Annotated in this window: 24 protein-coding genes, 4 pseudogenes and 1 riboswitch; of the genes and pseudogenes, 12 read left to right on the forward strand and 16 right to left on the reverse strand. The window is 65.0% G+C overall.

Annotation, left to right across the window (positions count from 1 at the left end; genetic code table 11):
* Window positions 1-33: 33 nt before the first annotated feature.
* The 4 genes and pseudogenes from IP86_RS28720 to IP86_RS29385 form a co-directional block, all read left to right on the forward strand.
* Window positions 34-153: pseudogene (locus IP86_RS28720) on the forward strand (plasmid stabilization protein); the annotation flags it as partial.
* A gap of 108 nt (window positions 154-261) precedes the next feature.
* The gene (locus IP86_RS14615; protein ID WP_054163266.1) at window positions 262-933 is read left to right on the forward strand and encodes a DUF1889 family protein; all 672 of its coding nucleotides are present in this window, start codon (window positions 262-264) and stop codon (window positions 931-933) included.
* Between the two features lie 1,025 nt (window positions 934-1,958).
* Window positions 1,959-2,906, forward strand: coding sequence for a DUF4365 domain-containing protein (locus IP86_RS28080; RefSeq protein WP_197279816.1), 948 nt, complete (start codon window positions 1,959-1,961; stop codon window positions 2,904-2,906).
* 564 nt (window positions 2,907-3,470) lie between these two features.
* Window positions 3,471-3,599: pseudogene (locus IP86_RS29385) on the forward strand (nuclease); the annotation flags it as partial.
* Between the two features lie 69 nt (window positions 3,600-3,668).
* On the opposite strand, the gene IP86_RS14630 reads toward IP86_RS29385, so the two are convergent.
* Window positions 3,669-4,583 carry an AraC family transcriptional regulator gene (locus IP86_RS14630; RefSeq protein WP_054163269.1) on the reverse strand — a complete coding sequence of 305 codons (915 nt, stop codon included), beginning with the start codon at window positions 4,581-4,583 and terminating at the stop codon, window positions 3,669-3,671.
* Between the two features lie 92 nt (window positions 4,584-4,675).
* Here IP86_RS14630 and IP86_RS14635 point away from each other — a divergent pair.
* Window positions 4,676-5,501, forward strand: a pseudogene (locus IP86_RS14635) (oxidoreductase).
* A gap of 341 nt (window positions 5,502-5,842) precedes the next feature.
* Entirely contained in the window at window positions 5,843-6,907 is a 1,065-nt protein-coding gene (locus IP86_RS14640; protein WP_054163291.1) for an RlpA-like double-psi beta-barrel domain-containing protein, read from the forward strand.
* Here the strand turns inward: IP86_RS14640 and IP86_RS14645 are convergent.
* Window positions 6,904-7,446: an AAA family ATPase gene (locus tag IP86_RS14645; RefSeq protein ID WP_054163270.1), complete on the reverse strand. Its 543-nt coding sequence runs from the start codon at window positions 7,444-7,446 to the stop codon at window positions 6,904-6,906. The two genes, IP86_RS14640 and IP86_RS14645, sit on opposite strands and share 4 nt — an antisense overlap.
* 135 nt (window positions 7,447-7,581) lie before the next feature.
* Here IP86_RS14645 and IP86_RS14650 point away from each other — a divergent pair, with 135 nt between their 5' ends.
* The gene (locus IP86_RS14650; RefSeq protein WP_245290628.1) at window positions 7,582-8,103 is read left to right on the forward strand and encodes a hypothetical protein; all 522 of its coding nucleotides are present in this window, start codon (window positions 7,582-7,584) and stop codon (window positions 8,101-8,103) included.
* A 110-nt stretch (window positions 8,104-8,213) separates the two neighbouring features.
* On the opposite strand, the gene IP86_RS14655 is transcribed toward IP86_RS14650, so the two are convergent.
* Complete coding sequence (locus IP86_RS14655; RefSeq protein ID WP_054163272.1) at window positions 8,214-9,209, reverse strand: helix-turn-helix transcriptional regulator; 996 nt, start codon at window positions 9,207-9,209, stop codon at window positions 8,214-8,216.
* A gap of 82 nt (window positions 9,210-9,291) precedes the next feature.
* Between IP86_RS14655 and IP86_RS14660 the strand changes: the two genes are divergently transcribed.
* Both IP86_RS14660 and IP86_RS29390 read left to right on the forward strand, forming a co-directional pair.
* The gene (locus tag IP86_RS14660) at window positions 9,292-9,936 is read left to right on the forward strand and encodes a glutathione S-transferase family protein (RefSeq protein WP_054163292.1); all 645 of its coding nucleotides are present in this window, start codon (window positions 9,292-9,294) and stop codon (window positions 9,934-9,936) included.
* Window positions 9,937-9,975: 39 nt separating this feature from the next.
* Window positions 9,976-10,118, forward strand: a pseudogene (locus tag IP86_RS29390) (NmrA/HSCARG family protein); the annotation flags it as partial.
* A 90-nt stretch (window positions 10,119-10,208) separates the two neighbouring features.
* Here the strand turns inward: IP86_RS29390 and adhP are convergent.
* The 7 genes from adhP to IP86_RS14695 form a co-directional block, all read right to left on the reverse strand.
* Window positions 10,209-11,237 carry an alcohol dehydrogenase AdhP gene (gene adhP / locus IP86_RS14665; RefSeq protein WP_054163273.1) on the reverse strand — a complete coding sequence of 343 codons (1,029 nt, stop codon included), beginning with the start codon at window positions 11,235-11,237 and terminating at the stop codon, window positions 10,209-10,211.
* A gap of 105 nt (window positions 11,238-11,342) precedes the next feature.
* Window positions 11,343-12,734 carry an NAD-dependent succinate-semialdehyde dehydrogenase gene (locus IP86_RS14670; RefSeq protein WP_054163274.1) on the reverse strand — a complete coding sequence of 464 codons (1,392 nt, stop codon included), beginning with the start codon at window positions 12,732-12,734 and terminating at the stop codon, window positions 11,343-11,345.
* 694 nt (window positions 12,735-13,428) lie between these two features.
* On the reverse strand, window positions 13,429-14,181 hold the full coding sequence (gene cobA / locus IP86_RS14675) for a uroporphyrinogen-III C-methyltransferase (protein WP_054163275.1): 753 nt from the start codon (window positions 14,179-14,181) through the stop codon (window positions 13,429-13,431).
* Window positions 14,178-15,557, reverse strand: coding sequence for a cobyrinic acid a,c-diamide synthase CobB (locus tag IP86_RS14680; protein WP_082364016.1), 1,380 nt, complete (start codon window positions 15,555-15,557; stop codon window positions 14,178-14,180). The genes cobA and IP86_RS14680 overlap by 4 nt, the downstream gene beginning before the upstream one ends.
* Complete coding sequence (cobM, locus tag IP86_RS14685) at window positions 15,499-16,278, reverse strand: precorrin-4 C(11)-methyltransferase (RefSeq protein ID WP_054163276.1); 780 nt, start codon at window positions 16,276-16,278, stop codon at window positions 15,499-15,501. Before cobM ends, IP86_RS14680 begins: the two co-directional genes overlap by 59 nt.
* Window positions 16,275-16,667, reverse strand: a complete 393-nt coding sequence (locus tag IP86_RS14690) for a cobalamin biosynthesis protein (protein WP_054163277.1) — start codon at window positions 16,665-16,667, stop codon at window positions 16,275-16,277. Before IP86_RS14690 ends, cobM begins: the two co-directional genes overlap by 4 nt.
* Complete coding sequence (locus tag IP86_RS14695) at window positions 16,664-17,887, reverse strand: bifunctional cobalt-precorrin-7 (C(5))-methyltransferase/cobalt-precorrin-6B (C(15))-methyltransferase (RefSeq protein ID WP_054163278.1); 1,224 nt, start codon at window positions 17,885-17,887, stop codon at window positions 16,664-16,666. Before IP86_RS14695 ends, IP86_RS14690 begins: the two co-directional genes overlap by 4 nt.
* 31 nt (window positions 17,888-17,918) lie before the next feature.
* Between IP86_RS14695 and IP86_RS14700 the strand changes: the two genes are divergently transcribed.
* The gene (locus IP86_RS14700) at window positions 17,919-18,668 is read left to right on the forward strand and encodes a cobalt-precorrin-6A reductase (protein WP_054163294.1); all 750 of its coding nucleotides are present in this window, start codon (window positions 17,919-17,921) and stop codon (window positions 18,666-18,668) included.
* Here IP86_RS14700 and cobJ read toward each other — a convergent pair.
* The 6 genes from cobJ to tcuA form a co-directional block, all read right to left on the reverse strand.
* The gene (gene cobJ / locus IP86_RS14705; protein ID WP_054163279.1) at window positions 18,635-19,396 is read right to left on the reverse strand and encodes a precorrin-3B C(17)-methyltransferase; all 762 of its coding nucleotides are present in this window, start codon (window positions 19,394-19,396) and stop codon (window positions 18,635-18,637) included. The genes IP86_RS14700 and cobJ overlap by 34 nt on opposite strands.
* The gene (locus IP86_RS14710) at window positions 19,393-20,121 is read right to left on the reverse strand and encodes a precorrin-2 C(20)-methyltransferase (RefSeq protein WP_054163280.1); all 729 of its coding nucleotides are present in this window, start codon (window positions 20,119-20,121) and stop codon (window positions 19,393-19,395) included. Before IP86_RS14710 ends, cobJ begins: the two co-directional genes overlap by 4 nt.
* Window positions 20,118-20,747 carry a precorrin-8X methylmutase gene (locus tag IP86_RS14715; protein ID WP_054163281.1) on the reverse strand — a complete coding sequence of 210 codons (630 nt, stop codon included), beginning with the start codon at window positions 20,745-20,747 and terminating at the stop codon, window positions 20,118-20,120. Before IP86_RS14715 ends, IP86_RS14710 begins: the two co-directional genes overlap by 4 nt.
* Window positions 20,744-21,292, reverse strand: a complete 549-nt coding sequence (locus IP86_RS14720) for a hypothetical protein (protein WP_054163282.1) — start codon at window positions 21,290-21,292, stop codon at window positions 20,744-20,746. Before IP86_RS14720 ends, IP86_RS14715 begins: the two co-directional genes overlap by 4 nt.
* A gap of 111 nt (window positions 21,293-21,403) precedes the next feature.
* Window positions 21,404-21,609, reverse strand: a riboswitch (cobalamin riboswitch).
* A gap of 119 nt (window positions 21,610-21,728) precedes the next feature.
* Window positions 21,729-22,853 carry a tricarballylate utilization 4Fe-4S protein TcuB gene (tcuB, locus tag IP86_RS14725; RefSeq protein ID WP_054163283.1) on the reverse strand — a complete coding sequence of 375 codons (1,125 nt, stop codon included), beginning with the start codon at window positions 22,851-22,853 and terminating at the stop codon, window positions 21,729-21,731.
* Complete coding sequence (tcuA, locus tag IP86_RS14730; RefSeq protein ID WP_349509533.1) at window positions 22,840-24,162, reverse strand: FAD-dependent tricarballylate dehydrogenase TcuA; 1,323 nt, start codon at window positions 24,160-24,162, stop codon at window positions 22,840-22,842. The genes tcuB and tcuA overlap by 14 nt, the downstream gene beginning before the upstream one ends.
* Window positions 24,163-24,702: 540 nt before the next feature.
* Here tcuA and fldA point away from each other — a divergent pair.
* Both fldA and IP86_RS14740 read left to right on the forward strand, forming a co-directional pair.
* Window positions 24,703-25,185, forward strand: coding sequence for a flavodoxin FldA (gene fldA / locus IP86_RS14735; RefSeq protein ID WP_054163284.1), 483 nt, complete (start codon window positions 24,703-24,705; stop codon window positions 25,183-25,185).
* The gene (locus tag IP86_RS14740; protein WP_082364019.1) at window positions 25,164-25,595 is read left to right on the forward strand and encodes a DUF2023 family protein; all 432 of its coding nucleotides are present in this window, start codon (window positions 25,164-25,166) and stop codon (window positions 25,593-25,595) included. Before fldA ends, IP86_RS14740 begins: the two co-directional genes overlap by 22 nt.
* Window positions 25,596-25,710: the final 115 nt, after the last annotated feature.

Here is a 25,710-nt window from a genome sequence, read left to right on the forward strand (position 1 = left end):
CGGCAGATCGAGCGGTCCGCCACAATCAGCCGGCTGGCGCACGCCGTCAAACTCGACATGGTCGAAGCCAGCTGGCGACCGGACAGCTATCTCGGCCGTGTCACCAAAAGCCGGATCCTCGAGGCGGTGCGCGAAGCGAAGGGAGACTCAAACCATGCGCCCAATCATCCAGCTTATCCGGGAAATCTGCTTTTTCTGGTCGACGCTAGTTGCCTTTCGCATATTGTTGCGTCCTGAGTCCCGAAGGGGAGGAAGAATAAATTGTCCATCGTACGGTATGTAGTTGAGCGGTCGCCGGACCAAGTCCGGCTCGCTTTCAAGAGCGTCCTCGAAATTTGCAAAGCGAAGAATATCGCCAGTGTGACGTTGGTCGTGCCGCAGAAGGGAGGCTTCGATCGAACGATTGTGGCCGAGTTCCTGGGAACAAACGCCGTGAACGCACTGGTAAAGGGGCAAGCCGTTCTGATTGACCAAGGCATCCAGATGAAACTGGAAAGTGCTCAGACCTTCCGGGGAAGCTCGTCCGAAGGGCTTCTAATTGGCGCACACATCTCAGATAAAGACATGAACAAGCTCGACGATTCAATCGGAGCGCAAGCGATTGTCTATCTTCCGTGGAACGACACGGAGGGCAAGGAGTGGCAAGCAACGTGGGAAGCTCAGATAGTAGGAACGACCGCTGGAGCAGCGCCGGTCAGTAGTTTGTCCAGCCCCGTGGAGGAAGCGCTGCAGCGATTGACCCAAGCCATCAACTTGAGCACCGGACTCAATCATCCCTCAGACAAGAAACATGCAGAGCGCACAATCGCGCGGCTTCGTCAGGAAGGCCACTCATTCGACCCTGTTGAAATTCGCCGGTGGGCTCAGCGGAACGGCTGGACGTCCAGCGCGGCTGCCGACCTGGAAGCGGTGGCTCGCAAATCGACCAGATAGTGCGCGGAATGACTGCACATATCGGACGTCAGGCTCCACGTGACGTTGATGTTGACGGTCTTTTTTGCCCGGTCTACGGAATGGCGTTCACGCTATCGCGCGTCGGTTCTTGTGTTCGACGCGTCGATAAATCTCTCGATCGTTGCCGATAGATTCGGAAACGACGTTCAACGCAAGATCGTGATTTTCTGCTGGAAAATCAGTAGCAAAAATTTTTGACGGATCGCCTATCGGATTCAGTAATCCCGGCAGGAAAAATTATGTCGAAAAATCAACGCGCTACCCTGACAAAGAATAATCGAGTGGGAGTGATTTGATGTGGCTGCCATACAGGAAAGGTATGTGCTTTACCGAACGCCGGAGGAGCACAGCGAGGATTGCGGACGCTTTCCCTTCGAGCAAATCCCGAAAAGAGTGTTCTTGGATACAAACGTAATAAATGTACTTGTGAAGTATTGTGAGGCTATTTTCGATCACGCACCGATCCCGCGAGAAATAGACGCTACGTTGGCAGAAGACATTGAGGCGCTTGTGCACGTGTTTTATGTCGGCGCGCGGGCAGACTGGGACATTGTAGGATCGCAGAAGACGCTCGATGAATTGTCGTGCACGAAAGACAACTCCCTGCGAGGCAATTTCTCGATTACGCAATTGGAATTGTAAACCAGAACCTCGATGACGATGATCGCAGATATTCCAACGAACTCGGACGCAAGCTGATCGAAGCACCTTTTGTCGCTGCTCTACCAGATGCGGCCGACCGCGAGTTAATTGGGAATGCAATTGGACTCGGTTGCGACGCTTTCTGTAGTTGCGACAGAGCGACAATCGTGAAGAAGCGAGATCGGTTGCGGCAAATACCTTTGCGGATATTGACGCCAGCAGAGTGGTGGGCGCGCATAAAGCCTTGGGCGGCTCTATGGCGCTAGTCCGCGTTAAGTCGCAAAAGGGGTGGGTATACTTATGAGATTGGTTCGGCATGTCCAATGAGAACTCGCGGAAACCTCATTACTGAGCGATCTGGGGTGAACTATGTGCGCGACGTCGTGGAGAAAGCGGGCTGCCTGTTAAAGGAAATCAATCTGCAACATGATTTTGGGCATGACGCCACGATGATGTTGGTTGTGGATGGTGAAGTTCGCCCACGTGAAGTCGCGGTTCAAATCAAGTCTGGTGTTAGCTATATTTCTCGTACGACCTGCAGATTACCCGCGACGGCTTCGCACATCCATTTCTGGGCTGAACATGACCTTGTAACTCTAGGTGTGGTCTATGATCCTGCGGAAAATTTAGCTTGGTGGATAGATTTGCAAACTGCTGCGCGGCAATTTCGAGTGGCCAATACCAAGGTTGGAGCCACATTCAATTTTGAAAAGAGACTTTGGAATCGGTTTGACCAATCAGATTTTTCATCAATTTTGGTTCCGACTCTTCTCGGCGAAGCGCCGAACGTTTCTCTCGAACGATTGTCCACGTGGGTCATGGACGCGGACATTGAGACGCACGATCTTGGTGTTCGTACGATTCGATCGCGCTACTATCGCGAGGCGGCGGCATGGGATTGTTTGATCAAGGCGTTTAAGTCGAGGCCAGCCAATCAACTGACACTCAACCTCCCCATTGCACTAGCAAAGCTGCTAGGGCATGACGATATAGGTTATTATTCCAACGAGATTCCCAACGATATTCGTGCTTCAGCGATTGCGGAGGTTCTGACTTTCGACGTTGACGAAATCGCCAAGCTAATTTCGATGTTGCCGGACGATGAGGACTTCCAGCGGCCGAGCGTCAGTTACAGTTTAATGCCGCTCTTCGGTCAGAGTTCAGAGAGTGCGCGAGTTCTTTCCGCTATTCGCGACAGCGACAAGTTTGCACCCTCAGTACGCCAAGTTGCAAGGGGGCTGTTCGAGTGGTGCCAGCGTGATCCAATTCGGTGGCGCTTCTGGCGTCGAGATTCGGGCAAAATTCTTTGAAGAGGCTGAGGTGCGCGTAGCGTAAGGTAGTTGTGATTCATTGAATGTCGATGCGATTGGGTAGTAACGGCTTTGTGCACCTTTTGCTTCTCCGATTCGCATGAAGCCGACGCGCGCATTCTCTCAAACGTGTTGCTGCTGGCGCGCTCTCCACGCAGCGGTGCTGCATTGCACCGTAAAGGCAGCCGGCTTCAAGGCCGCGACCCCGCCCATCTGAAGTCACCAGAAAGTTAATGTCGCGCAGGCGGGTTGCGGTCCCGTGCGCGGCCTGTCGCCCGTATAACCGGCAGCGACACAGCTCTTCCTTAGTGTCCCGCCCTTCATTTCCCCGGCGACTGGGTTATGCGAAGCCCCTTGTGAGGCGATGGACTGATGCGGAGCATTTCGAAGAGGGCGGCTGGCGGCGTGGTCGCGATACTGGTCGCGCTCGCGACTTAGAGTGCCGATGCGGGCGGTTGGGACGCCGTGGACAGGTTCGTGCATCGGACCGGCAATTGCGGGCCAGGCAAGGAGGTTCTCGCCTCGCTGTACGCGATCGGAACGCGGACCAGCGGCGGGGAGCCGATGCGCCGCGACAGCCTCGCGGCGGCGTCTCTCGACTACCCGCTCGGGACGAGCGTCACGGTCGTCAATCCGGTGAACGGCCGCACCTGCCAGATCCGCATCAACGATCGCGGACCGTACGGCAAGTCGCGCGACACGGGCGTCAGGATCGACTTCGCGCCCGGCGCGGCGAAGTGCCTGGGCATGCGGGGAACATTGCTAGATGAACTCACCCAGGTGCTGGCGCATCCATTGGGCTTCCTGCGACGCCGTGCGCTTGAAATGTCGTTTGAAGTCTCGGCTGAACTGAGCCGGACTTGCGTAGCCGACGCTGGCGGCGATGTCGGCGATCGACCGGTCCTGGCGTGCAATCATGAGCCGCGCCTCGTGGAGCCGCATCGACTTTACGTATTGGATCGGGCTGCTTCCCGTCAGCGCCTTGAAGTGCACATGGTAGGACGGGATGCTCATGCCCGCTTCATTCGCCAGCGCCGCAACGGTGATGTTGGACCCATAACTCTCGCGTAGCCGGACAAGGCTCCGAACGATTCGGCCGGATGAGCCCTGCTGGCGCAAAGCCGCAATCATCGCCGCGCCCTGCGGGCCGACCAGGACGCGGTAGTGCAACTCGCGCAGAAGGCCCGCGCCGAGAACGTCGGCTTCGAGTGGATCGCTGAGCGCGCGCAACAGACGCCGCACGACATCCGAGATCTCGGGCGTCATTCTGCTGGATGTCAGGCTTCGCACCCTGGCCGCATCGGCCCCCTCCTGCCGCCCCGCGAGCATCGCGGCGAGTTCGGCAGCCAACGTCATGTCGAAATCGACATAGACCGCGATCAAGGGATGCGCGCGGCTGGCGTCGGATTCCATGCGGAACGGCACCGGCACGGACACCGCCAGATAGTGCCGTGCATCGTACCGGTAGACCTCGCCGTCCAGCAGCCCCTGCTTGCGGCCCTGCAACACGAACACCACACCCGGCTTGTAGAGCACAGGCACGTCGCGAAGCACGGCCTCGCTTTTCAGAATCCTGACATTTCGGAGCCGGGTCGGATTGTATCCCTGGCTCGGCGCAAGGGGAGCGGCGAGCTCCGCCAACGACCGGTCGTCGAGGCGGTCGTCGACGGAGATCATAGGAATAGGCAATTCTTTCACAGAAATCCCGATCGATTTCGAGCCGCGTAATATTATTGGTCATGGGCATGAAGCCAACAAGAGAGGCGCGCATGCCCCAGAAGACATTTTTCATCACCGGCGCCAATTCCGGCTTCGGCCTGGCGATCGCGACGGCGGCGAGCCGTCAGGGCCACCGGGTCGTCGGCACCGTCCGATCGGACGACGCCAAAGCCGTCCTGAACGAGCACGTGCCGGACGTGCGATCCGCTGCTCGACGTCACGGAGTTCGACCAGATCGAAGACGTCGTGCGCGAGGTCGAAGACGACCACGGGCCCGTCGATGTGTTGATCAACAACGCGGGCTATGGGCATGAAGGCGTTCTGGAAGAGTCGCCGCTTGAGGACATGCGGCGGCAGTTCGACGTGAACGTTGTCGGCGCCGTCGCTGTCGCCAAGGCCTTTCTGCCGCGGTTTCGCGAAAGGCGCCGCGGGTTCATCGTGAACGTCACGTCCATGGGCGGCATGATCACCATGCCGGGCATCGCTTATTACTGCGGGAGCAAGTTCGCACTTCAGGGAATATCGGGCGTGATGCGCGCCGAGATGGCGCCGTTCGGTGTGCATGTGACGACACTTTGTCCGGGCTCTTTCCGAACCGATTGGGCGGGGCGCTCGATGGTCCGAACGGAGCGTTCGATCGCGGACTACGATGCTCTGTTCGACCCGATCCGAGCGGCGCGGAAAGCCAAGAGCGGCCATCAACTCGGTGATCCTGAAAAGCTTGCAGCCGCGGTGCTGACGTTGATCGATTCCGACAATCCGCCGCCGCAGCTTCTGCTCGGAAGCGATGCCGTTGAATTGGTGTCGCGACGGATCGAAGCACTGAAAAAGGAAATCGAAGCGTGGAAAGCGATCAGCCTTTCAACAGACGGCTGAGTGATTGTCTGCTTATTTCAGAAACCGCATCATAAGCCATCGGAGCAGCTCGCTCAGTCGGTCGGGCTGCTGTGAAGTCGCCGTCGTCCCCTGACGAATGGTGCTGTTCGACATCGCCAACGCCGACCCACCGGTGGTGCGAGCTCGCGCCGCAGACACTCTGTGCAATCCCACCACCACATTGCGGCCACTCCGGGGCGATCGACCCCCGAATCTCGATTGATCGTCCACTCCGCTGTGAAACTGCCGGCATCCGAACGGCGCCGACCTGCCGTCAGCACGCGCCACTTCATTTCCGCAAAGACTGTGTTAAGCGAAGCGTTTTGCAAGGCGAAGGTCTGATGCGGAGTATCTCGAAGGGAGCGATTTGCAGCGCGGTCGCGATGGTGGTCGTGCTCGCAAGCAATGCTGCCAACGCGGGTGGCTGGGACACCGTGCACAGGTTCGTGCATCGGACCGGCAATTGCGGTTCCGGCAAAGAGGTACTCGCCTCGCTGTACACGATCGGAACGCGGACCAGCAGTGGCGAACCGATGAGGCACGACAGCCTCACGGCTGCGTCTCACGAATATCCACTGGGGACCAGTGTCACGGTCACCAATCCCACGAACGGACGCACCTGTAATATTCGGATCAACGATCGCGGACCGTATGGAAAATCGCGCGATACCGGTGTCAAGATCGACTTCACACTCGGCGCGGCCCGCTGCTTGGGCATGCGGGGAACGCAGTACGTCTGCCTGCCCGGTGACGACGCTATCGAAGTCGCGGGTGTCCCGCAGATTGTCGACGGCGGCACGATCGAGATCAAAGGCACAAAGATCCGGTTGCAGGGCATTGACGTGCCGGAGAACGATCAGGTGTGCGTCGACGAAAAGGGCACGGGGTGGACGTGCGGCCTTGCGGCGCGCGACGAACTGATCAAGCGGTTCGGCGATAAATCATGGACCTGTCAGGTGGCCGGCCGCGACAAATTTGGCAGGTCGCTCGGGAGTTGTGCAGTCGGCACGGAGAGTGTCGAAGAGTGGATCGTGCGCTCCGGGTGGGCCTTATCGCTGGCGGGGTCGCGCGCCTATGAAGCGTCGGAGGCGACCGCCCGCGAGGCACAGGCCGGCCTCTGGTCGGGCGCGTTCATCCCGCCTTCGGCCTGGCGCAATCGAAACCGTCAGACCAAGATTGTCGGAGCGGACAGGGCGCCGGGCTCGGCGACAGAGATCCTGCTCGGCACCGCGGCCACCGCCGACCCGCCATCCCCGGAATGCACCATCAAGGGTAGTTTCAGCCGGGGTGGCCAGTGCACCTACCAGCGACCGGGGGGCCGCTCTTACGCCAAGCTCAAGATGGGGCCGGGCCAGCGCTGGTTCTGCAGCATTCAGGAAGCCGAGGCGGTGGGCTGCCGGCCTTAGTGATCGCGCTCCGCAAGGGCAGACAGCACGAAATCAGCGCGGGCCACGCTGCTTGTCTTTGGCAGGAGCACGACGTCGTAGCTCAGCGCCGGATAGGTCGTGGCGAGCCGTTGATACTCCGCAACGGCCGGCTCGAAGCCGTGCCGGCGATCCGTATCGGTGACGTAGATCTCCGCCCAGGGCGGCACCATGAACATTTGCCGGTGATAGCGGTGCGCCGTGCACAGCGGATGCAGGACCTGCTCGCCGGTCAGTTCCTGAAGCGCCGAAGCCGCATCGACGAGGCCGCGATCGAAGAACGTCCAGCCGGCGCTGCCTGCGGCTGCCGCATGATCCGCGATCGCCATGGCGATCGCCCGTCGCAGAAACGCGGCGAGATCGCGCCACGGCAGCGCGTTGCCGCGATTCGCCGTTTCCTCGGCGATGATGCGTCGGCCGGGCTCTTCAACCACGCGATGTCCTCTGGCTTTCAGTTCGGCGAGCAGGCTGGATTTTCCTCCGCCGGAGCAGCCGGAGATCACCACGAGACCTTCGTTCAAACGTTCTCTCCCTGATTGATAGCGCAGCGCTTACCGGGCTTTCCGCGATCGTCGCGGCGCGGCAAAGATCGACCGGCACCCGGCAAGAGTTTCCTGCTTGCTGCCGGATGTGATGCGCGCGACGTGTAACTTGCCTTGGAAACAAAGAGAAACATCGCGGTTCCCGATGGCACGGTGGTTGCTTCGAGTCTCGTCGAACGGTCGGATCGAAGGCGCGCCATGAGCATTTCCGGAATCGGGTCGTATGCGGCCCAGATGATCAACCCCTGGACCAGCAGCGCCAAGGTTGCGACGGCCTCGGCGTCTGGCGATACGTCAGCAGCGCGTCAACCCAACAGCGGCGGCGTGCAGAAGACCGACTTCACCCAGATGACGCGTCAGCAGCTGTTCGACTGGATCAACAGCAAGATCTCCAGTGGCGAGATGACGTTCGACGAAAGCTCCACCTTCGTCAGCATGACCGTGAGCTTTCGGCCCGACGGTACGTCCCCCGGACTCGACGATACGCAGAAGGTCGATTTCATGCAGTCGGTCCGCAATGGCATGGCGCGGGCACAGAATACGAACGACTCCGATCGGTTCACCCGCCTGCAAACAGCGCTCAACACGATGCAGCGCTATCAGGGCGAAGTCCGTGGCGTGAACATCACCGCCTGATCGCTTTCATCTGCGGGTCGCCGAGTTGAGCGAAATGCGTTCGCGGCCGCGCGCTTTGGAGCATGATGGCGAACAACAAGCGTCGATCATCGGCGATGTGCAACTGTGCCTCACCTCGGAGAGACAGACTTCCGACGTGACGACCCATACCGCTCCGCCATCGCCCGTGTCATCTCTGCGATCGTCTCTCGTAGCTCCGCCGGCTCCAGTACCTCGGCCTCCGGTCCCAGCCGCAGCAACTCGGCGGCCGCATGCCAGACCGTTGTGCCGACCGGAATTCTCGCCACGCGCCAGCCATCAGCATCGGCCACGTCGTCGAATTGGGTTCGTGCCTTGACGTAAGGCTGGCTCAGCGCATTCAGCAGCTTGACGCCGAGCGGGGACAGCCGGGCGGTGGCGACGTTTGGATGCAGTTCGGCTTCCATGCGCAGCGTCGCGCTTTGCCAGTAGCCGGCGAGATCAAAATCGGCCGGGCGTGGAAAGCGGTCGTCGAGCGGCGTGCAGTCGAGCACGCGGGCGATGCGATAGGTTCGAACGTTGCCATCAAACTGTCCGGCCAGATACCAGCTGCCGCCTTTCAGCACCAGTCCGAGCGGCGCGATGCGGCGCTGCTTCTGCGCGCGCCAGCTCTGGTAGCGGATGTCGACCCAGGTGCCGCGCAGCACGGCGCCGGCGATGGCCCGCAGGTGCGCGGGCTCGTCGGCTTCGTTGAACCAGCCCGGCGCATCGAGGTGGAAGCGCTCCTGCATGCGGCCGGCATCTTCGCGCACATTCGCCGGCAGCGCGGCCATCAGCTTGTTCTGGCCGGCGATCATCGCGGCATCGAGCCCGAGCGCCGCGGCGGGGCCGGGCAGGCCGGCGAGGAACAGCGCGCCCGCCTCACTCTGCGACAGGCCGTTCAACCGCACCCGATAGCCGTCGAGCAGCCGATAGCCGCCGTCGGCGCCGCGGTCGGCATAGACCGGCACGCCGGACGCGGCGAGGGCGTCGATGTCGCGATAGATCGTGCGCACCGACACCTCGCAGGCCTCGGCCAGTTCAGGCGCGGTGGCCCGGCCTTTGGCCTGCAGGGTGGTGAGGATCGACAGCATCCGGCTCGCGCGCATGATTCATTGAACCATACCTGACACAAGATGTCAGGTATGGGCAGATATGAAGGTCGCTCGCAGCTGGCCGATGGAGAGCGCCGTGACCGATCCGAACCGACTGACCCTGTTCTATTCGCCGCAAGCCCGGGCGACCGGCACGCGCGTGCTGCTCGAGGAGCTCGGCGCGCCCTACGACCTGCATGTGCTGAACATGAAGGCCGGCGAGCAGCGTCAGCCCGGCTATCTCGCGGTCAATCCGCTCGGCAAGGTGCCGGCGATCCGCCGCGGCGACGCGCTGGTCACCGAACAGGTCGCGATCACGATCTATCTCGCCGACCTGTTTCCGCAGGCGGGCCTCGCGCCGGCGCTGGACGATCCGCTGCGCGGACCGTATCTGCGCTGGATCGCGTATTACGGCTCATCGTTCGAGCCGGCGGTGGTCGACAAGTTCATGCAGCGCGAGCCGGCGCCGGTGGCGATGTCGCCCTATGCGGACTACGACACCATGCTCCGAGCACTCGAAGCGCAACTCGCAAACGGGCCGTATCTGCTCGGCGAGCGCTTCACAGCCGCGGACGTGCTGTGGGGCATGGCCCTGAGTTGGACGATGAGCTTCGGGCTGGTGCCGAAGACCGAAATGTTCGTGGGCTACGCCGATCGTGTGACCGCGCGGCCCGCATTCCAGCGCGTCAACGCGGCGGATGTGGAGATGGCGGCACAGCACGCCGCCGCGGCTGGTCACTAACCGGCTTCGCCGTTGCAGCGCAGCGTTGGCGGGGCGTGTTATGCCGGCAGGCTGATGGCCGAGCCTATGTCAGCGACGGCATGGTGCCGGAGCGCGGCGACGTCCAGCGCCTGACCAGAATGCTGGGCCGCCCGCTGCATTCCTATCGGGAGTTCGTGACCGCGCTGGCCGGAAAGGCCTGACCGCGCGTCACTCGCCATTCAGCGAACGCAGCGGCATCGGACGGAGAAACCGGATGCCGCTGCGTTGCTGGAGGTTCGTAGATCTCAGCGCTACGACTCGAAGTCGATGACGATGCGGCCCTGAATCTCGCCCTGGTGCATCCGCGCGAAGATCTGGTTGATGTTCTCCAGCCTGTCGGTCGCGATGGTCGCCTTCACCTTGCCGTCGCCGGCGAAATCGAGTGCTTCCTGCAGGTCCAGCCGGGTGCCGACGATCGAGCCGCGAACCGTGATGCCGTTCAGCACGGTGTCGAAGATCGAGAGCGGGAAATCACCCGGCGGAAGGCCGTTCAGCGACACCGTTCCGCCGCGGTCGACCATCGCCAGGGCCTGTTCGAAGGCCTTCGGCGAAACCGCGGTGACAAGGACGCCTTGAGCGCCGCCGACGGCTTTCTTCACGAAGGCCGCGGGATCCTCGTGCCGGGCGTTCACCCCCAAGGTGGCGCCGAGCCGGCGTGCGAGGTCGAGCTTGGCGTCGTCGATATCGACCGCGATGACGTTCAGTCCCATCACCTTGGCGTACTGCACCGCCAGGTGCCCGAGGCCGCCGATGCCGGAGACCACCACCCAGTCGCCGGGCTTGGTATCTGTGACTTTCAGGCCCTTGTAGACGGTGACGCCGGCACACAGGATCGGCGCGATATCGACGAAGGAAACGTGGTCCGGCAGATGGCCGACGTAGTTCGGATCGGCGACGACGTATTCGGCGAAGCTTCCGTTCACCGAATAGCCCGTGTTCTGCTGCTCCTCGCACAGCGTCTCCCAGCCGCCGAGACAGTGCTTGCAATGGCCGCAGGCGGTGTAGAGCCAGGGCACGCCGACCCGGTCGCCTTCCTTGACGTGCTTGACGTTCGCGCCGACCGCCGCGACATAGCCGACGCCCTCATGTCCGGGAATGAAGGGCGGCTTCGGCTTGACCGGCCAGTCGCCGTCGGCGGCGTGCAGATCGGTGTGGCACACGCCGGTCGCGGCAATCTTGACGAGGATCTGGCCGGCGCCGGGCGTCGGTACGGTTACTTCTTCGATCACCAGTGGCTTGCCGAATTCGCGGACCACCGCGGCTTTCATCGTTTTGACCATGTCGGTCCCCTAGAGTTTGCAGAGGTGATACGCGGCGCCTCTAGCAATGCGCCGCGCGAAACATCGCGTCGCCGCCGGACCGCGAGGCCGGCGGTCGTGGTGCGGCTAGAACCTGGCGTCGATATCGACGACGTCGATCAGCTTGTGGTTCACGAATTCCTTGAGGCCGAGACCGAGCAGTTCACGGCCGTAGCCGGAGCGGCGGATGCCGCCGAACGGCAGGTCCGCTTCCACCTTGGTCGGATGATTGACGAACACCATCCCGGTCGAGACTCGCCGTGCGACTTCGACGCCGTGCTTCGGATTTGAGGTGAACACCGAGCCGCCCAGTCCGTACGGCGAGTCGTTGGCGATGCGCACCGCATCGTTCTCGTCGGCGGCGCGAAACAGCATCGACACCGGGCCGAAGAACTCCCAATAGCGCGCCGGATTGTCTTCGCCGAGGTCGGTCAGAATCGTCGGCTGGACGAAGGCGCCCTGATTGGGCACGGTCGGCCCGACTTCCTCGGCCTTCGCGCCATGCGCGACAGCCTGACGAATACGGTCCTTGATCTCGTCGGCTGCGCCCTGCGACGACAGCGGCGCCAGCGTCGTCGCCGCATCGAACGGATCGCCGGCTCGCAGTTCGGCCACGCCCTTGCGATAGCGCGCCAGGAACTCGTCATAGATCTCATCGACGATAATCATGCGCTTGGACGACACGCACACCTGACCGCCATTCCAGTGCCGGCCGAACACCGCCCATTTGACCGTCTTGTCGAGATCGGCATCGGCCAGCACGATGAAGGCGTCGGCGCCGCCGAGTTCCATGGTCGACTTCTTGAGCGCCTTGCCGGCCTGGCTCGCAATGATCGCACCGGCGTCTTCCGATCCGGTGAGGGCGACGCCGTGCACCCGCGGGTCGTTGATGATCGTCTCGACCTGTGAACGCGTCGCGTAGAGGTTGACGAACGCGCCGTGCGGGAGCCCGGCCTCGCGCATCAGCCGCTCGAATGCCGCCGCGCTCTGCGGAACGTTGGAGGCGTGCTTCAGCAGCATCGTGTTGCCGGCCGACAGCTGCGGCGCGATGATGCGCGCGATCTGATAGTAAGGAAAATTCCAGGGTTCGATGGCGAGCAGCACGCCGAGCGGCTCGCAGACGATCACGGCCTCGCCCTCGGCCGGATCGGCGACCGGCAAATGCTCGGGCTGCAGCAGGCGTTCGGCGTTGTGAACGTAGTACTCGAAGATCCTGGCGGAAAGCTCGACCTCGGCCTTGGCTTCGACGAACAGCTTGCCCATCTCCAGCGTCAGCAACTTGGCGTAGTCGTCGGCGTTCCGTCGCAACAGGTCGGCGGCCTTCTGCAGAACGGCTCCCCGCGCTTCGAACGACACGTCGCGCCAGGTGAGGAAGGCATTGTGCGCGGCGTCGATCGCCTCCGCGACCTCCTGATCGGTGGCGTTTGGAAAGGTCTTCAGGGTCTCGCCCGTGTAGGGAAATGTCGTGGCGTAGGTCATTCTCGGCTCCTGTCGGCGGACAACAAGTGATCAGGACGTTGCTTCACTCGCCTGGTGCGTCGCGTCGCCCTTCGCCTCTTCGGGGCGGAGGTCAGCGGAGGCACACGGTTGCGGCGATCGAGTTAGTTATTCGGCGAGTGCGATCGCGAGTAACATGTCCGTCTCGGAAGCTGCGCGATGTTGACTTGCGTCAAGGTCGTGCAGGTCGCCGCTTCTTTTGAGTTTCTGATTGTTGTCGAGTGGCGCGATCGCCTTGAATGCACTCGGATGAGTTGAGTTGCTACATCATCGATGAGTAATCGTTGATGTTTGATACCCTTGTGCCTCATTTCGCGAGAAGCGATGACCCGACTCGGTCACCTACGTGTGGCTCGCGCGCCACGATGCGCGCGTGCTGCGGCGCTTCGATAAGTACAAATTCGATACCAGCACGGATCTGTGCAACCGCCGGAGGGGAAGAGTGACGATGAAGATGTCGGCGCTGTGACGGAGTGGGCCGCGCGACTCCCGGACACGATCGCGTGAGAGGCACCGGACGACGGCGCCGCGGCCTGTCGTCCGGCTGCTGCGGCGGCCGGCTTCACGCGAGAATCGATCTGATCACGAGACGGCTGATCGATCGATCTGGGTTTGCGGCTCCAACCGAAGAACCGCGCGGCCGAGCGGGCTTCGATGTCGTCTCGCTGGGCCGCTGTCAGGACGCCGCCAGAGCAAATCCATAGAGGATCATGCAGGCTCCCTGCGGACGATCCGTCGTGAGTTGCGCGGCGATCTCGACGATCGTGCCGTGGAGCATACGCGTCTCCGGCGAGCCGAGGCTCTCGACGATTGCGGCCGGGGTCGCCGGATCGAGGCCATGCGCGAGCAGGCGCTGCACCAGCGCCGGGAAGGTCGCCTTGCCCATATAGATGCAGGTGGTCGCGGCCGGATCGGCCAGCGCGGCGATGTCGAGATCGCCTGGCAGTCGGCCATCGACATCGTGGCCAGTGACCAGCTGCACGCGGCGCGCGACGCCGCGTTTTGTCAGCGACGCGCCGAGTGCAGCCGCGGCCGCCATCGCGGTGGTGATGCCGGGCACGATCTCGACCGCGATGCCGGCCTCGCGCAGCGCGCGAAGCTCTTCGTCCGATCGCGCGAACACGGTCGGATCGCCGGCCTTGAGCCGTACGACGCGCTTGCCGCTGCGTGCATAGGCGACGAGCAGCCGGCTGACTTCGTCCTGCTTTGGCGACGGATGGCCGGCGCGCTTGCCGACGGCGACGAGTTCGGCATTGGGGCCGACGAACGACATGAAGTCCTCGCCGGCGAGATCGTCATACAGCACGACGTCGGCCACCTGCAGCCGCTGGATCGCCCGCAGCGTCAGCAGGTCGGCATCGCCGGGGCCGGCGCCGACCAGCGCGACGCTGCCGGGCGGGAAGGAGGAAGTTGGAGCGGCCGGGATCATGCGGCAGGCTCCTGTGAACTGTCGATCATATGGAAGAAGGTGCCGGTGACGTGGCCGCGGCGGCTGCCGGTCTCCGCCGTCGCTACCCCGGAGGCATCGTGGATGTCGGCCAGCGGCTCGTCGGATACCGAGAGCACGCGCGCGTAGTGATACTCGTGGCCGCGTAGCACTGTGCCGGCGGGATGGCCGGCGGCAGGCGCATGCAATGTGGCGACGCGATAGCCGAGATGCAGCTTGCGCTGGGCGAAGTCGGTTTCCAGCCCGAGCAGTCCGGTCATGGCGTGGCGTGCGCCGTCGGCGTCGATCAGTCCGGCACCGAGCGTCATGTAGCCGCCGCACTCGCCATGGACCGGGCGCGTTTCGGCGAAGGCGCGTAGTCCAGAGATGAATCGCGACGACGCGGCGAGCCGGCCGGCGTGTAGTTCGGGGTAGCCGCCCGGGAGCCACGCCGCGTCACAACTGTCGTCGGGCGTTTCGTCGGCGAGCGGCGAGAACGGCACGATCTCGGCGCCGGCGGCGCGCCAGCCCGCGAGGAGGTGCGGATAGATAAACGAGAACGCATCGTCGCTGGCGAGCGCGATGCGCTGGCCGGGCGGGGCGAAGGCCGGCGTCGCCGGCGTGTCGAACCGGGACGGCTGCGCCAGTTGCTTGAGCGCGGCAAGGTCGATGCCTTGCTCGGCGAGCGTCGCCAGCGCGTCGAGCCGTTCAGTGAGTTGCGCGTGCTCGCGCGCTTGCACCAGCCCGAGGTGACGGTTCTTGATCGACTGGCTGGCGTGGCGCACCAACGTGCCGAGCACGGGGATTGGATGCGCCGCGAAGCCGGCTCGCACCAGCGCTTCGTGCCGCGCGCTGGCGACGTTGTTGAGGATGACGCCGGCGACGGTGACGTCGGCTCGATAGCGCGCGAAGCCGAGCGCGACCGCGGCGGCGGATTGCGACTGCCCGGCGACGTCGATCACCAGCACCACCGGCCAGCCGGTTGCGGCGGCGATATCGGCGGTGGCGCCGTGGCCCCACGCGCCGGCATGGCTGCCGCCGTCGAACAAACCCATCACGCCTTCGGCGATGCTGAGATCAGCGCCGACCGCGGCCTCCAGCAGCGCGGCGACGCGGCCGCGGTTGAACGCCCAGGAGTCGAGATTGTAGCAGGGCCGACCGGCCGCCGCCGCGTGGAATGCCGGGTCGATATAGTCTGGCCCGCATTTGTACGGCTGCACGACACGGCCGCGCCGGCGCAGCGCCGCGATCATTGCCAGCGTCACGGTGGTCTTGCCGCTGTTCGTCGATGGGGCGGCGACGATGAGTCCGCGGGGGTGATTAGTCACGCGTGCGCTCGTCCTGCGCGGAGCGCCGGTAGCGCCGGTCGTAGCCCGCATCGTACAACGCGCTGTCGCGAAAATCCGTTGCGGCCAGCGATGGCCCGACCAGGATCAGCGCGGTGCGATCGATCCCCGCTGCGGCGACCTGCGCGGCGATCGTCGTCAGCGTACCGCGGATGATCTGCTCCTCCGGCCAGCTCGCGCGCACCACCACCGCGACCGCGCAGTCGTCGCCGTAATGCGGCCGTAGCGTCGCGACGACTTTGTCCAGCACATGCACCGATAGATGGATCGCAAGCGTCGCGCCGGTCGCCGCATAGGCGTCCAGCGTTTCGCGCGGCGGCATCGCGGAGGCGCGGCCCGAGGTGCGCGTCAGCACCACGGTCTGCGCGACTTCGGGCAGCGTGAGCTCGCGGCCGAGTGCCGCGGCTGCTGCCGCGAAGGACGGCACGCCGGGCGTCACCGTGTAGGCGATGCCGTGCGCTTCGAGCCGGCGGATCTGTTCGCCCATCGCGCTCCACACCGACAGGTCGCCGGAGTGCAGCCGCGCGACGTCGTGGCCGGCCGCGTCGGCGGAGACGAACTCCGCCGTAATGGCATCGAGATCGAGCGGTGCGGTGTCGACGATGCGGGCATTCGGCGGGCATTGCGCGATAATCTCGCGCGGCACCAGCGACCCGGCATAAAGGCAGACCGGGCAGCGCCGCACCAGATCTTGCCCGCGCACGGTGATCAGGTCGGGCGCGCCGGGGCCGGCGCCGATGAAGTGGACGGTCATCGATTGGTGTCCTCGATCGCGACCGCGGCGGTGGCCTGGCGGTCGCGCGACAGCATGCGAGATACGATAAGGCGTGCGTTCGGCCCGGCGGCTGCCAGCGCAGCAGCTTCGCAGACGCTGCCGACGCCGCGGGCGCGTGCGACGCGCGCCGAATGCGTGGTGATCCGCGCCGAGGCCTGCCGCAGCGATGGCTCGTCGATGGCGAGGCAGGGCAGGGCAGCCGCTTTGGCTGCAGCGATCAGCGGCGGATAGATGCTCTTGTCGGCCGGCGTTGCCAGCAGCGTCGGCCAAGCCGGCGCCGCAGCGTTGCGCGCGGCGTCGATCACTTCGGCGATCGACGCCTGCGGCGCCGCCGCGCGAAACCCGAGGCCGATCACCACGCGCGTCATTTGCGGACGCTCCATTGCACCACCGGCATTGCGGCGCGCCATGCGGTGAGACCCCCGACCGGCGCCGCGCGTTCGACGCCGAGCCGCAGCAACTCGCCGCCGTGGCGCGCGTGCCAGGCGATCAGCAGCGCTTCGCTCTCCAGCGTCACCGAGTTGACGACCAGCCGACTACCTTGGGGCAACGCTTGCCAGGCTGCCTCGAGCACTCCGGGCCGGCCAGCGCCGCCGCCGACGAACACCGCGTCCGGCGTCGGCAAGTCAGCCAACGCCTCCGGAGCCTGGCCGAGCCGCAGATCGAACTGCGGCACGCCGAGCGCCTCGGCATTGGCGCGCGCGTTCGCCAGCCGATCGGCGCGCGCCTCGATGCCGATCGCCCGATTACTTCGCGCCGCCAGCAGCCATTCGATGCCGATCGAACCCGAGCCGGCGCCGATGTCCCACAAGAGCTCGCCGCCGGTCGGCGCCAGGCTCGACAGCGTCACCGCACGGATCTCGCGCTTGGTGAGTTGGCCGTCGCTTTGGAACAGCGCATCGCGCAGACCCGCCGTGACGGGAATGATCGCGGCGTTCGGCTCGGCTGCGACCGCAATGCCGAGCGCGACCGGCGCGCTGATATCGGTGAAGGCGAGGGCGGAGGCGATCGACTGCCGAACGCGCTCGCGCGGTCCGCCGAGCGCCTCGAGCACGGTGAGCTGTGAGCCGCCGAATTTCGACGTCGTTAGATAGGCCGCTATCTGTGCGACCGCGGAGCCGTCGCGCACCAGCACGATCAGCTGCGCCCTCGGCCGCAGATAGGATCGCATCGCTGCGATCGGCTGCGCGTGCAGGCCGAGTGTGATCGTGTGTTCCAGCCGCCATCCGAGCCGCGCCGCGGCCCAGGAGAATGTCGACGGGGCCGGGAGCGCGGTCCATTCGTCTGGCGCGAGATGACCGGCGAGCACCGCGCCGGCGCCGTACCAGAACGGATCTCCCGAGCACAGCACCACGACGCGGCGCCCGCGTTCCGCCAGCACGTCCGGCAGCGAGTCCGCGAACGGCACGCGCCAGGGCAACGCCGGCTTGCCGAGCGCACTGACCATCGCCAGATGGCGGTCGCCGCCGATCACCAGCTCGGCCCGCGTCAGCAGCGCGCGCGCTTGCTCGGAGAGGCCATCAACTCCGTCCTCGCCGATTCCGACGATGGACAGCCACGGCGTGGTCGTGTCATCGCTGAGGGCCATGACACCTCGCTCCGACCAGTCTTTGCGTCTCTTGATCCTCGGCGGCACCGCCGATGCGAACCGTCTTGCCGCGGCCGTGGCGGCCGAGTCGCGGATCGCCGCGGTGCTGTCGTTCGCCGGGCGTACCGAAACGCCGAAGCTGCCGCCGATCCCGTCGCGCATCGGCGGCTTTGGCGGCGTCGCAGGCCTGATGGATTACTTGCGCGCGGAGCGCATCGACCGCGTCGTCGATGCGACGCATCCGTTCGCGGCGCAGATAAGCCGTAATGCGGTAGAAGCCTGCGCTGGCGTCGGCATCCCGCTGCTCGCGCTCGAACGCGCGCCCTGGCAGGCACAAAGCGGCGATCGCTGGATCGAGGCCGATGATTTGCCGGCGGCGGCGGTCGCGCTCGGCGCGGCGCCGCGGCGTGTCTTTCTCGGTATCGGACGGCAGAACCTCGATCTGTTCGCCAATCATCCGCAGCACGCCTATCTGGTGCGGCTGGTCGATCCGCCGCGCGGGCCGCTGCCACTGGCAAACGTCGAGGTCGTCGTCGCACGCGGGCCGTTCGACCGAGCCAGCGATCGCGCTCTGCTCGAAGCACACCGCATCGAGATCGTCGTCGCCAAGAATGCCGGCGGCGACGCCGCGGTGGCGAAGATCGAGGCCGCGCGCGATCTCGGGCTGCCGGTGGTGATGGTGCGCCGTCCCGCGATCCCGGCGCGCCGCACGGTCGCGAGCGTTGCCGACGTGATGGATTGGCTGGCTCACGACAGCACCCCGACCGAGCGCGGCGTGTAGACGAAGCGCGTGCCGTCGCCGCGGTCGATGATGCGGGTTTGCGATGAGCCGATGAGCACCACGGTGCGCATATTGGCGCGCTCCGGCTGCGCCTCGCCGAGCGGCACGACGTCGATCCGCTGCTGCGGCGCGCTGACCGCGGTGGCAAAGATCACCGGGACAGACGCAGGGTGAATACCCCGCAGCAGAGTGAAGGCCGCTTCAAGCTGCCACTGCCGCGCTTTCGAGATCGGGTTGTACAGCGCGATGACGAAGTCGGCCTCGGCCGCGGCGCGCAGCCGCTTCTCGACGGTCTCCCAGGGCCTGAGATTGTCCGACAAATTGATGGCGCAGAAGTCGTGGCCGAGCGGCGCACCGATCCGCGCCGCGGCGGCGAACATCGCGCTGACGCCGGGGAGCACGCGGATGTCGAGATCGCGCCATGCCGGCTCGCCGGCCTCGACCGCCTCGAACAACGCCGCCGCCATCGCGAACACGCCGGGATCGCCTGAGGAGACGATGACGACGCGGCGGCCCTCTGCGGCGAGCTTGAGGGCGAACGCAGCGCGGTCGATCTCCTCGCGATTGTCCGACGCATGGCGGCGCACGTCCGGTGCCGCGTCGACGCGCGCCACATAGGGCGCGTAGCCGACCAGGTCGGTCGCCGCGGCGAGCGCGGCGGTGACTTCCGGCGTGATCAGCTCCGGTGCGCCAGGGCCGAGGCCGACGACGATCAGCGAACCGCTCATGGCCGTCGCCCCTGGCCGTGAACGAGGATCATCGAGAAATACGGCGCGTCGTCGGTCGGCTTGTCGGCGAGGCGCAGCACGGTTTCTCCGGCCATCGCGCCGCGCTCGACATAGATCGCGCGGTGGAGCAGGCCGACGTCCTGCAGGATGCGCCGCACCTTCGGCAAGTTGCGGCCGAGCTTCATGATCACCACGGCGTCGCCGGTGCGCACCACCTCGGCGAGCCGGTCGGCGCGCAGCGTCGCCGGCACCACGCACAGCACGTCGTCGCCGTAAGTAATCGGCGTGCCGCTGGCGGTCCAGCATGCCGCCATGCCGGAAATGCCCGGCACCACCACGACCGGCACCGCGCCGACCAGCCGGTCGTAGAGGTGCATGAAAGAGCCGTAGAGAAACGGATCGCCTTCGCACAACACGACGACATCTCGGCCATCCGCGACATGCGCCGACAGCCGCGCGACGCATTCCTCGTAGAAGCTGCGCAGTGTCGCCGCATAGGCGGGATCGTCGAGCGGAATCTCGGTCGTGACCGGATAGTCGAGCGGCTCTTCGATGACGTCGCTTGCGAGCAGGCCGTTGACGATGGTGCGCGCGTGGCCGGCGCGGCCGGCCTTGCGGAAGTACGCGACGACCTTGGCGGCGCCGACCAGCCGCGCGGCGCGCACACTCATCAGGTCCGGATCGCCGGGGCCGACGCCCACGCCGTAGACGGTCGGCTTGCTCATTCGCGTTCGCTCGCCAATGCGTTGATCGCCGCTGCCGCCATCGCGCTGCCGCCGCGGCGGCCGCGCACCACGACGCACGGCGCGGGCGCTGCTTCCAGCAGCGCTTCCTTGGATTCCGCGGCACCGACGAAGCCGACCGGAATGCCGATGATCGCGGCGGGCTTCGGCACGCCGGGCTCGGCAAGCATTTCGAGCAGGCGGAACAGCGCGGTCGGCGCATTGCCGATTGCCACCACGGCGCCGTCCAGCCGCTCGCGCCATAGTTCGAGTGCCGCAGCCGAGCGTGTGGTGCTCATCTGTTCGGCGAGCGCCGCAACGCGCGGGTCGCTCAGCGTGCAGATCACCTCGTTGTCGGCGGGCAAGCGTTTGCGGGTCACGCCATTCGCGACCATCTGCGCATCGCACAGGATCGGCGCGCCGGCCCGCAACGCGGCGCGGCCGGCTGCGACGAAGTCACCGCTGAATACAATATCGTCCGCGACATCGACCATGCCGCTGGCATGAATGATCCGCACCGCGACGATCTCGGCATCGGGCGCGAAGCGTTGCAGTTTGGCCTCGGCGCGGATGATGGCGAAGGACTGGCGATAGATCGCGTCGCCGTTCGCCTCGTAGACGTAGTTCATCGCGCTTCTCCGCGGATCGGTTCGGGGACCGCGGCCGCAGGCTCGTCGAGCCACGGCTCGATCGACAGGCCAGCGGACAGCGACAATTGGGTGAGCACCGCGCGGGCCGAGCGTGCATCCGGACGCCGGCAGAGCGCGGCGAGCCGGCGCAGCGTGGTGCGCGGCATGTTGGACAAGGCGGCGAGCGCCGGGTCGGCCTGGTCCGCAATGCCGACGACCGCCAGGGCGATGTTCCGCGACCGGGCCAGCTCCGCCATCGCGGTGATGTCGCTTCGCCGGTCGTCGATGTCCGGCGGCAGATGGATCAGGAGACCGCGAGCACCGGCTATCGCGGTGTTGAGCTGCTCGATTTGATTGGGCGTGAGCCGCCGCAGGTTTGCCATATGCAAGGCGGGCAGGTCGCGGCCGGCACCGTGCCACGCCTGCGCGTAGCGGGCGAGCTCGGAATCGGACCCGGCGATCACCACGAGATCGGCAGGGCGCGCGGTCGCGCGCGACGGATCGCATCCGTCGCGCCCGTCCGAGCTGACAATCGAGAGCGGCATCGCGCCGTGTCCGTCGGTTGATCATCGCCCCTGGGGACGATGCGAAACCGGCGAACGGACCTGCACTCCGAACGGCCGAACTTCACCCCGGAACACCCCGCCCGGAATGGCGTCAATCAGCAGGCGACGGCAGGTCTCCTGGCTCACGGGTCGTCGCCAGCGCAGCCTTCCCGGAACAATCCAGTGGCATGTTGCGATGACTCGCCGCTCACAGTTGCGGGGGCAGCTTCGGCACGTCGCATCCGATCAGGATGCCGGCTTCCGATATTCCCTCTTCGTCCCGTCCGAAGACAGGAACCGTCGGCGGAGCGATGTTTGATCGGAAAACAGCGGGGTGTCAATCGAACTCACCGGCCAGCTGGCCGGCGGCTCGGCACTATAATTTGGCTCGGTCTTGAGATGGATCAAGACGGTCCGCCGCAGACGGGCCGGCAAGTCAGTCGCCGCGTTTGCGAGCCAGCGGTTTCGCTTCTTCAGCTTCGGCCGCGGCGCGCAGCAGCGCGGCCGCCCGGAACGGCGCGTGGATCGCCTTGGTGAAGGGCAACGCCAGGAAGAAGCCGAACACCAACCCGAGATGCAGGATCAGCAACAGGCCCATCGCCGCCGTCTCACGCAGCGCCAAGACGGCCAGACCGCTCAGCGTGACCAGCGCCAGCAGGATCAGGAAAGCGAGGTTGAGCTGCACCTCGTGTGGGTCCGACGGCTGCTGGTCGGCGCGGCGCTCGATCGTCAGCAGGCCGCCGATGCCGGCCAGCATGGCGACGCCGCCGACGCCGCCGAGCAAGACCGGCAGGCTCGTCAGCGGGTAGGGCGCGAGCCAGCCGAAGGCGTGATGATAGATCGCGGCGGTGAGGGTTGAGAGAACGGTGCCGAGGAAGCCGGCCACCATGACGTGGTGTGCGATCCGGCGTTGATGCGAGGGGCGCTCGTCGACGTCGTTGCAGCCCGGTCCGCCGCCGCCGAGATGGCGCAGCGTGATGATATCGCGCAGCGCCGGACGCAAAGCGCGCAGGAGTGCGCCCGCCGGCAGCGGCGGTGCGATCGCGCGCCAGTAGCGCAGCGTCGCCAGCGCGATGCACAGCACCGCCCACAGCAGCGACGCGCCAGCGGCCCCGGCCATCAGCGGCCATGGCAGCACGCGATAGAACGCGCCCGCGCTCCGATCGCTGCCGAGCAATACAGCGGGCGAGGCCGATAGCAAAACGGCGGCCAGCGTGAACAGCAGGGCGACGCCGACGACGAGCGCAATGCTCAGCATCGGCCGGCGGAAGGCGCGGCCCAGCGCAGTCGGCCATAGATACTCTGCGTAGGATCGCTGTCGCACCGCCGCCAGCATCGCCGGCAGATTGATGGCGAAAGGATGCGGCGGCGTGTACTGGCAGGCGCTCCAGCAGCCCCGGCAGTTGTGGCAGAGGTTGGACAGATAGTTGATATCCGTCAGCTCGAAGCGATGCTGATTGTCGATCGCCGGGAACACCGGACACAGGCCGTCGCAATACATGCAGGCCGTGCAGATCCGCAGCTGGCGCTCGGCTTCCGCGGTGAGATCAGCGGACGACATGGCGCGCCGCCTCCTCGCCGGCGAGACGGCCGAACACGGCCGCCAGCGTGAGACCGAGGCCGGCGAGATAACCGCGGCGCAGCACATTGGCGGCCATGATCATGCCGGCGGCGAACAGCGTGTCATTGGTGCGACCATCGGTCCACACAACGCGCAGCCGATCGTCCACCGCGACGCCGTGATGCACGAAGGTAATGCCGGCGCGCATCGGATAGGCGGCGAACGGCGCGCATTTCAGCGGACGCGCGCCAGTGGGCGGCGTTGCGTTGAACGAGGCTACGGCCGTTTCGAGCGCCGCCGATTCCAAGCCAAGCGTTGCGGCGAGGGCGGAGACCGAAGCCGCTTCGATTGGCGCAAATGCCTGAGGCGCGGCGCGTTGCAGCCCGTCGGCGTCGAGGATGAGGTAGGCGGTCTGTCGTTCGCACGCCGCGATCCGCGGACCCCAGCGGGCATAGTGCGTCGGCTCCTGGCCAGCGCCGACGGCATCGATCCGTGCGCCGGAGGCGTCCACCACCATGCCGTAGGGGATCGCGGTGATGCGGGTGACGATGCCGCCGTCGAACCGCGGACCGCGCGCGTCGACCGCCACCATGTGGCACGCGGTGGGATCGCCGACGGCGCTCGCGCCCATCGCGAACAACTGCTCCAGCAAACGGCCGTCGGCGTAGGGCGTGCCGCGGATCATGAGGCCGTCCCCCGCCGCGCCATGATGCCTGTGCAGCCATGCCGGATCGGCACCGGGACTGCCGGCGCAGATGATCACGGTGCGGGCTTTGATCGCAGAGGTTTCGTCATCGGGTGCGCCGATTTCGACAGTCCAGCCGCTTGTGCATTCGCGGAGCGCGGAGACATTGGCGTCGTTGCTGACCGCGATCCCCAGCGCGGCTGCGGTTCGATACAGGGCGTTGATCATCGCTTTGCCGCCGCCGAGCGGAAACACGGTGCGGCGCGAATAGGGAACGACGCCGAGCGACGGCGGCTGCATGGCCACGCCGTTCGCCATCAGCCACGGCACCAGCGTTTCCGAGCCGGCGACCAGGCGCTCGGCCAACGTAGGGTCGCTGCCGCCGCCGGTGACGCCGTCGAGTTCGGCGAGAAATTCGGCGGCTTGATAGCTATCGGGCGCGAACTGCGTCGGCTCTGAATGCACCACGCGAAAATTCCGGGCGTGGCGCGCGTTGCCGCCGCGCAGAGCGGCAGGCGAATTATCCAGCAGGTGCACTGACGCCCCGAGGTGCCTTGCTGCGATCGCCGCACACAGCCCGGCGATGCCGCCCCCGACGACTACGATCTGGTTCTCAGAAATCACCGCGCCTTCAGATGCCCCATTGAGCTACGCATCGCTGGCGGGCCGCCGGACAAGGTTCCGCGGCAAACTGATGCTGAATGTCGTCTTAGGGCGCGCTTTCGCCGACTTGTCAATCCGTGAAGGTAATCAGATCTTTCGTCCGAAGGTGGATCGCGGGGCCGGCAGTCCGCTTTCCTGCGAGCTTTGAAGAATGGCGACCGCCGCGAAATTGCTGCCGCTCGACAGCTGTCGATCTGCAATTTCGTTGAGATCGGTGGCCGCCGGTGAACCCGACTCCGTGCCGCTATAGAAATCTACGTTGCTGGTATCAACGTATGCCGCCTGAAGTTGGGGGGGCGAGAAATGGTACGTCTGTGTGGTGGGCCAGGGTAGTTTTGAATTAGTCAATCACTAAGCTGATTATTATTTGCGCAGATGATAGTTATTTGAGTTTGAGGTGCTCAGGGCGCGACACTAGCGTTCGATTACTTCATCACGAACAGGTGGCGAAGCAGCCATGCCTATGCCAGCCGTCGTATTTTCTGCGAGCACCAGAGACCCATGAGCGTCAATGTTATTTTCGGTTCCGATGCCGGAGCCACCAAGGCGGTCGCGAGCCGCATCGCAAAACACACCAATGGCCGTGCCATCGACATCAAGGCGGCGAGTGCTGCAGATTTCGAAAATTGTTCGCTGCTGATCCTCGGGACGCCGACCTACGGCGCCGGCGATCTGCAGGCGGATTGGGAAGCGCATCTCGATAAGCTCACCGGGGCCCGGCTGAGCGGGAAGAAGGTGGCGCTGTTCGGCACCGGCGATCAGGTGAGCTATCCCGATTGTTTTGTCGATGCGATGGGCGTGCTTTACGATTTGGTCGTCGAGCAAGGAGCCACGGTCGTCGGCTTCACCCCAACGTCCGGCTACGATCACACGGGGTCGAAGGCGGAGCGCGATGGCCAGTTCGTCGGCTTGCCGCTGGATCAGGACAATCAGTCATCAAAAACCGAAAAGAGGATCACGGCATGGGTCAGCGGGCTGATCTGAGCAGCCCTGAGCTGCAGATCTTCAATCACCATCTCTACGAGCTTTCGAAAGGGATGCGCCCGCTCGCGTTGATGACGATGACCCTCGAGGCGGCGTCGCCAGTGATTGCCCGCCTGCAGAGCCGCGGCATCGCCCACCATATCCATGAGGCATGCCCGGACCGCGTCAATGTCGTGTTCGGAAGCCCATTGGCGGTCCAGGCGGTGAGCAGCTTCATGGTTGGACCATTATGCGGCTTGTCCGCCGAGCATGATTTTATGCTCGGCGTTCTGCTCGGCTATGATCGGGAGATGCAGTGCGTGCGATTTCTCGAGCGGCGAGGGGACGTGGTTCAGCCGGAACCGGTTTCCCTGCCGCCGCTCGCGCAGACGTTCACCGTGGTCGAGGAGCCGAGGAGACTAGCGCTCTGAGGTGGTGGGGTTGCGGCCGCCGCTGTTCAAACCGCGCCGCACCTCCGACTCTGCCGCCAGATACAATCGATACCAGGCTTCCATTGGGCGAGTGGCGTCCGGCTCTGCGGCGGCA

Origin of the sequence: Rhodopseudomonas sp. AAP120, from assembly GCF_001295845.1 — a bacterium.
In the GTDB taxonomy this organism is placed as follows: domain Bacteria; phylum Pseudomonadota; class Alphaproteobacteria; order Rhizobiales; family Xanthobacteraceae; genus Rhodopseudomonas.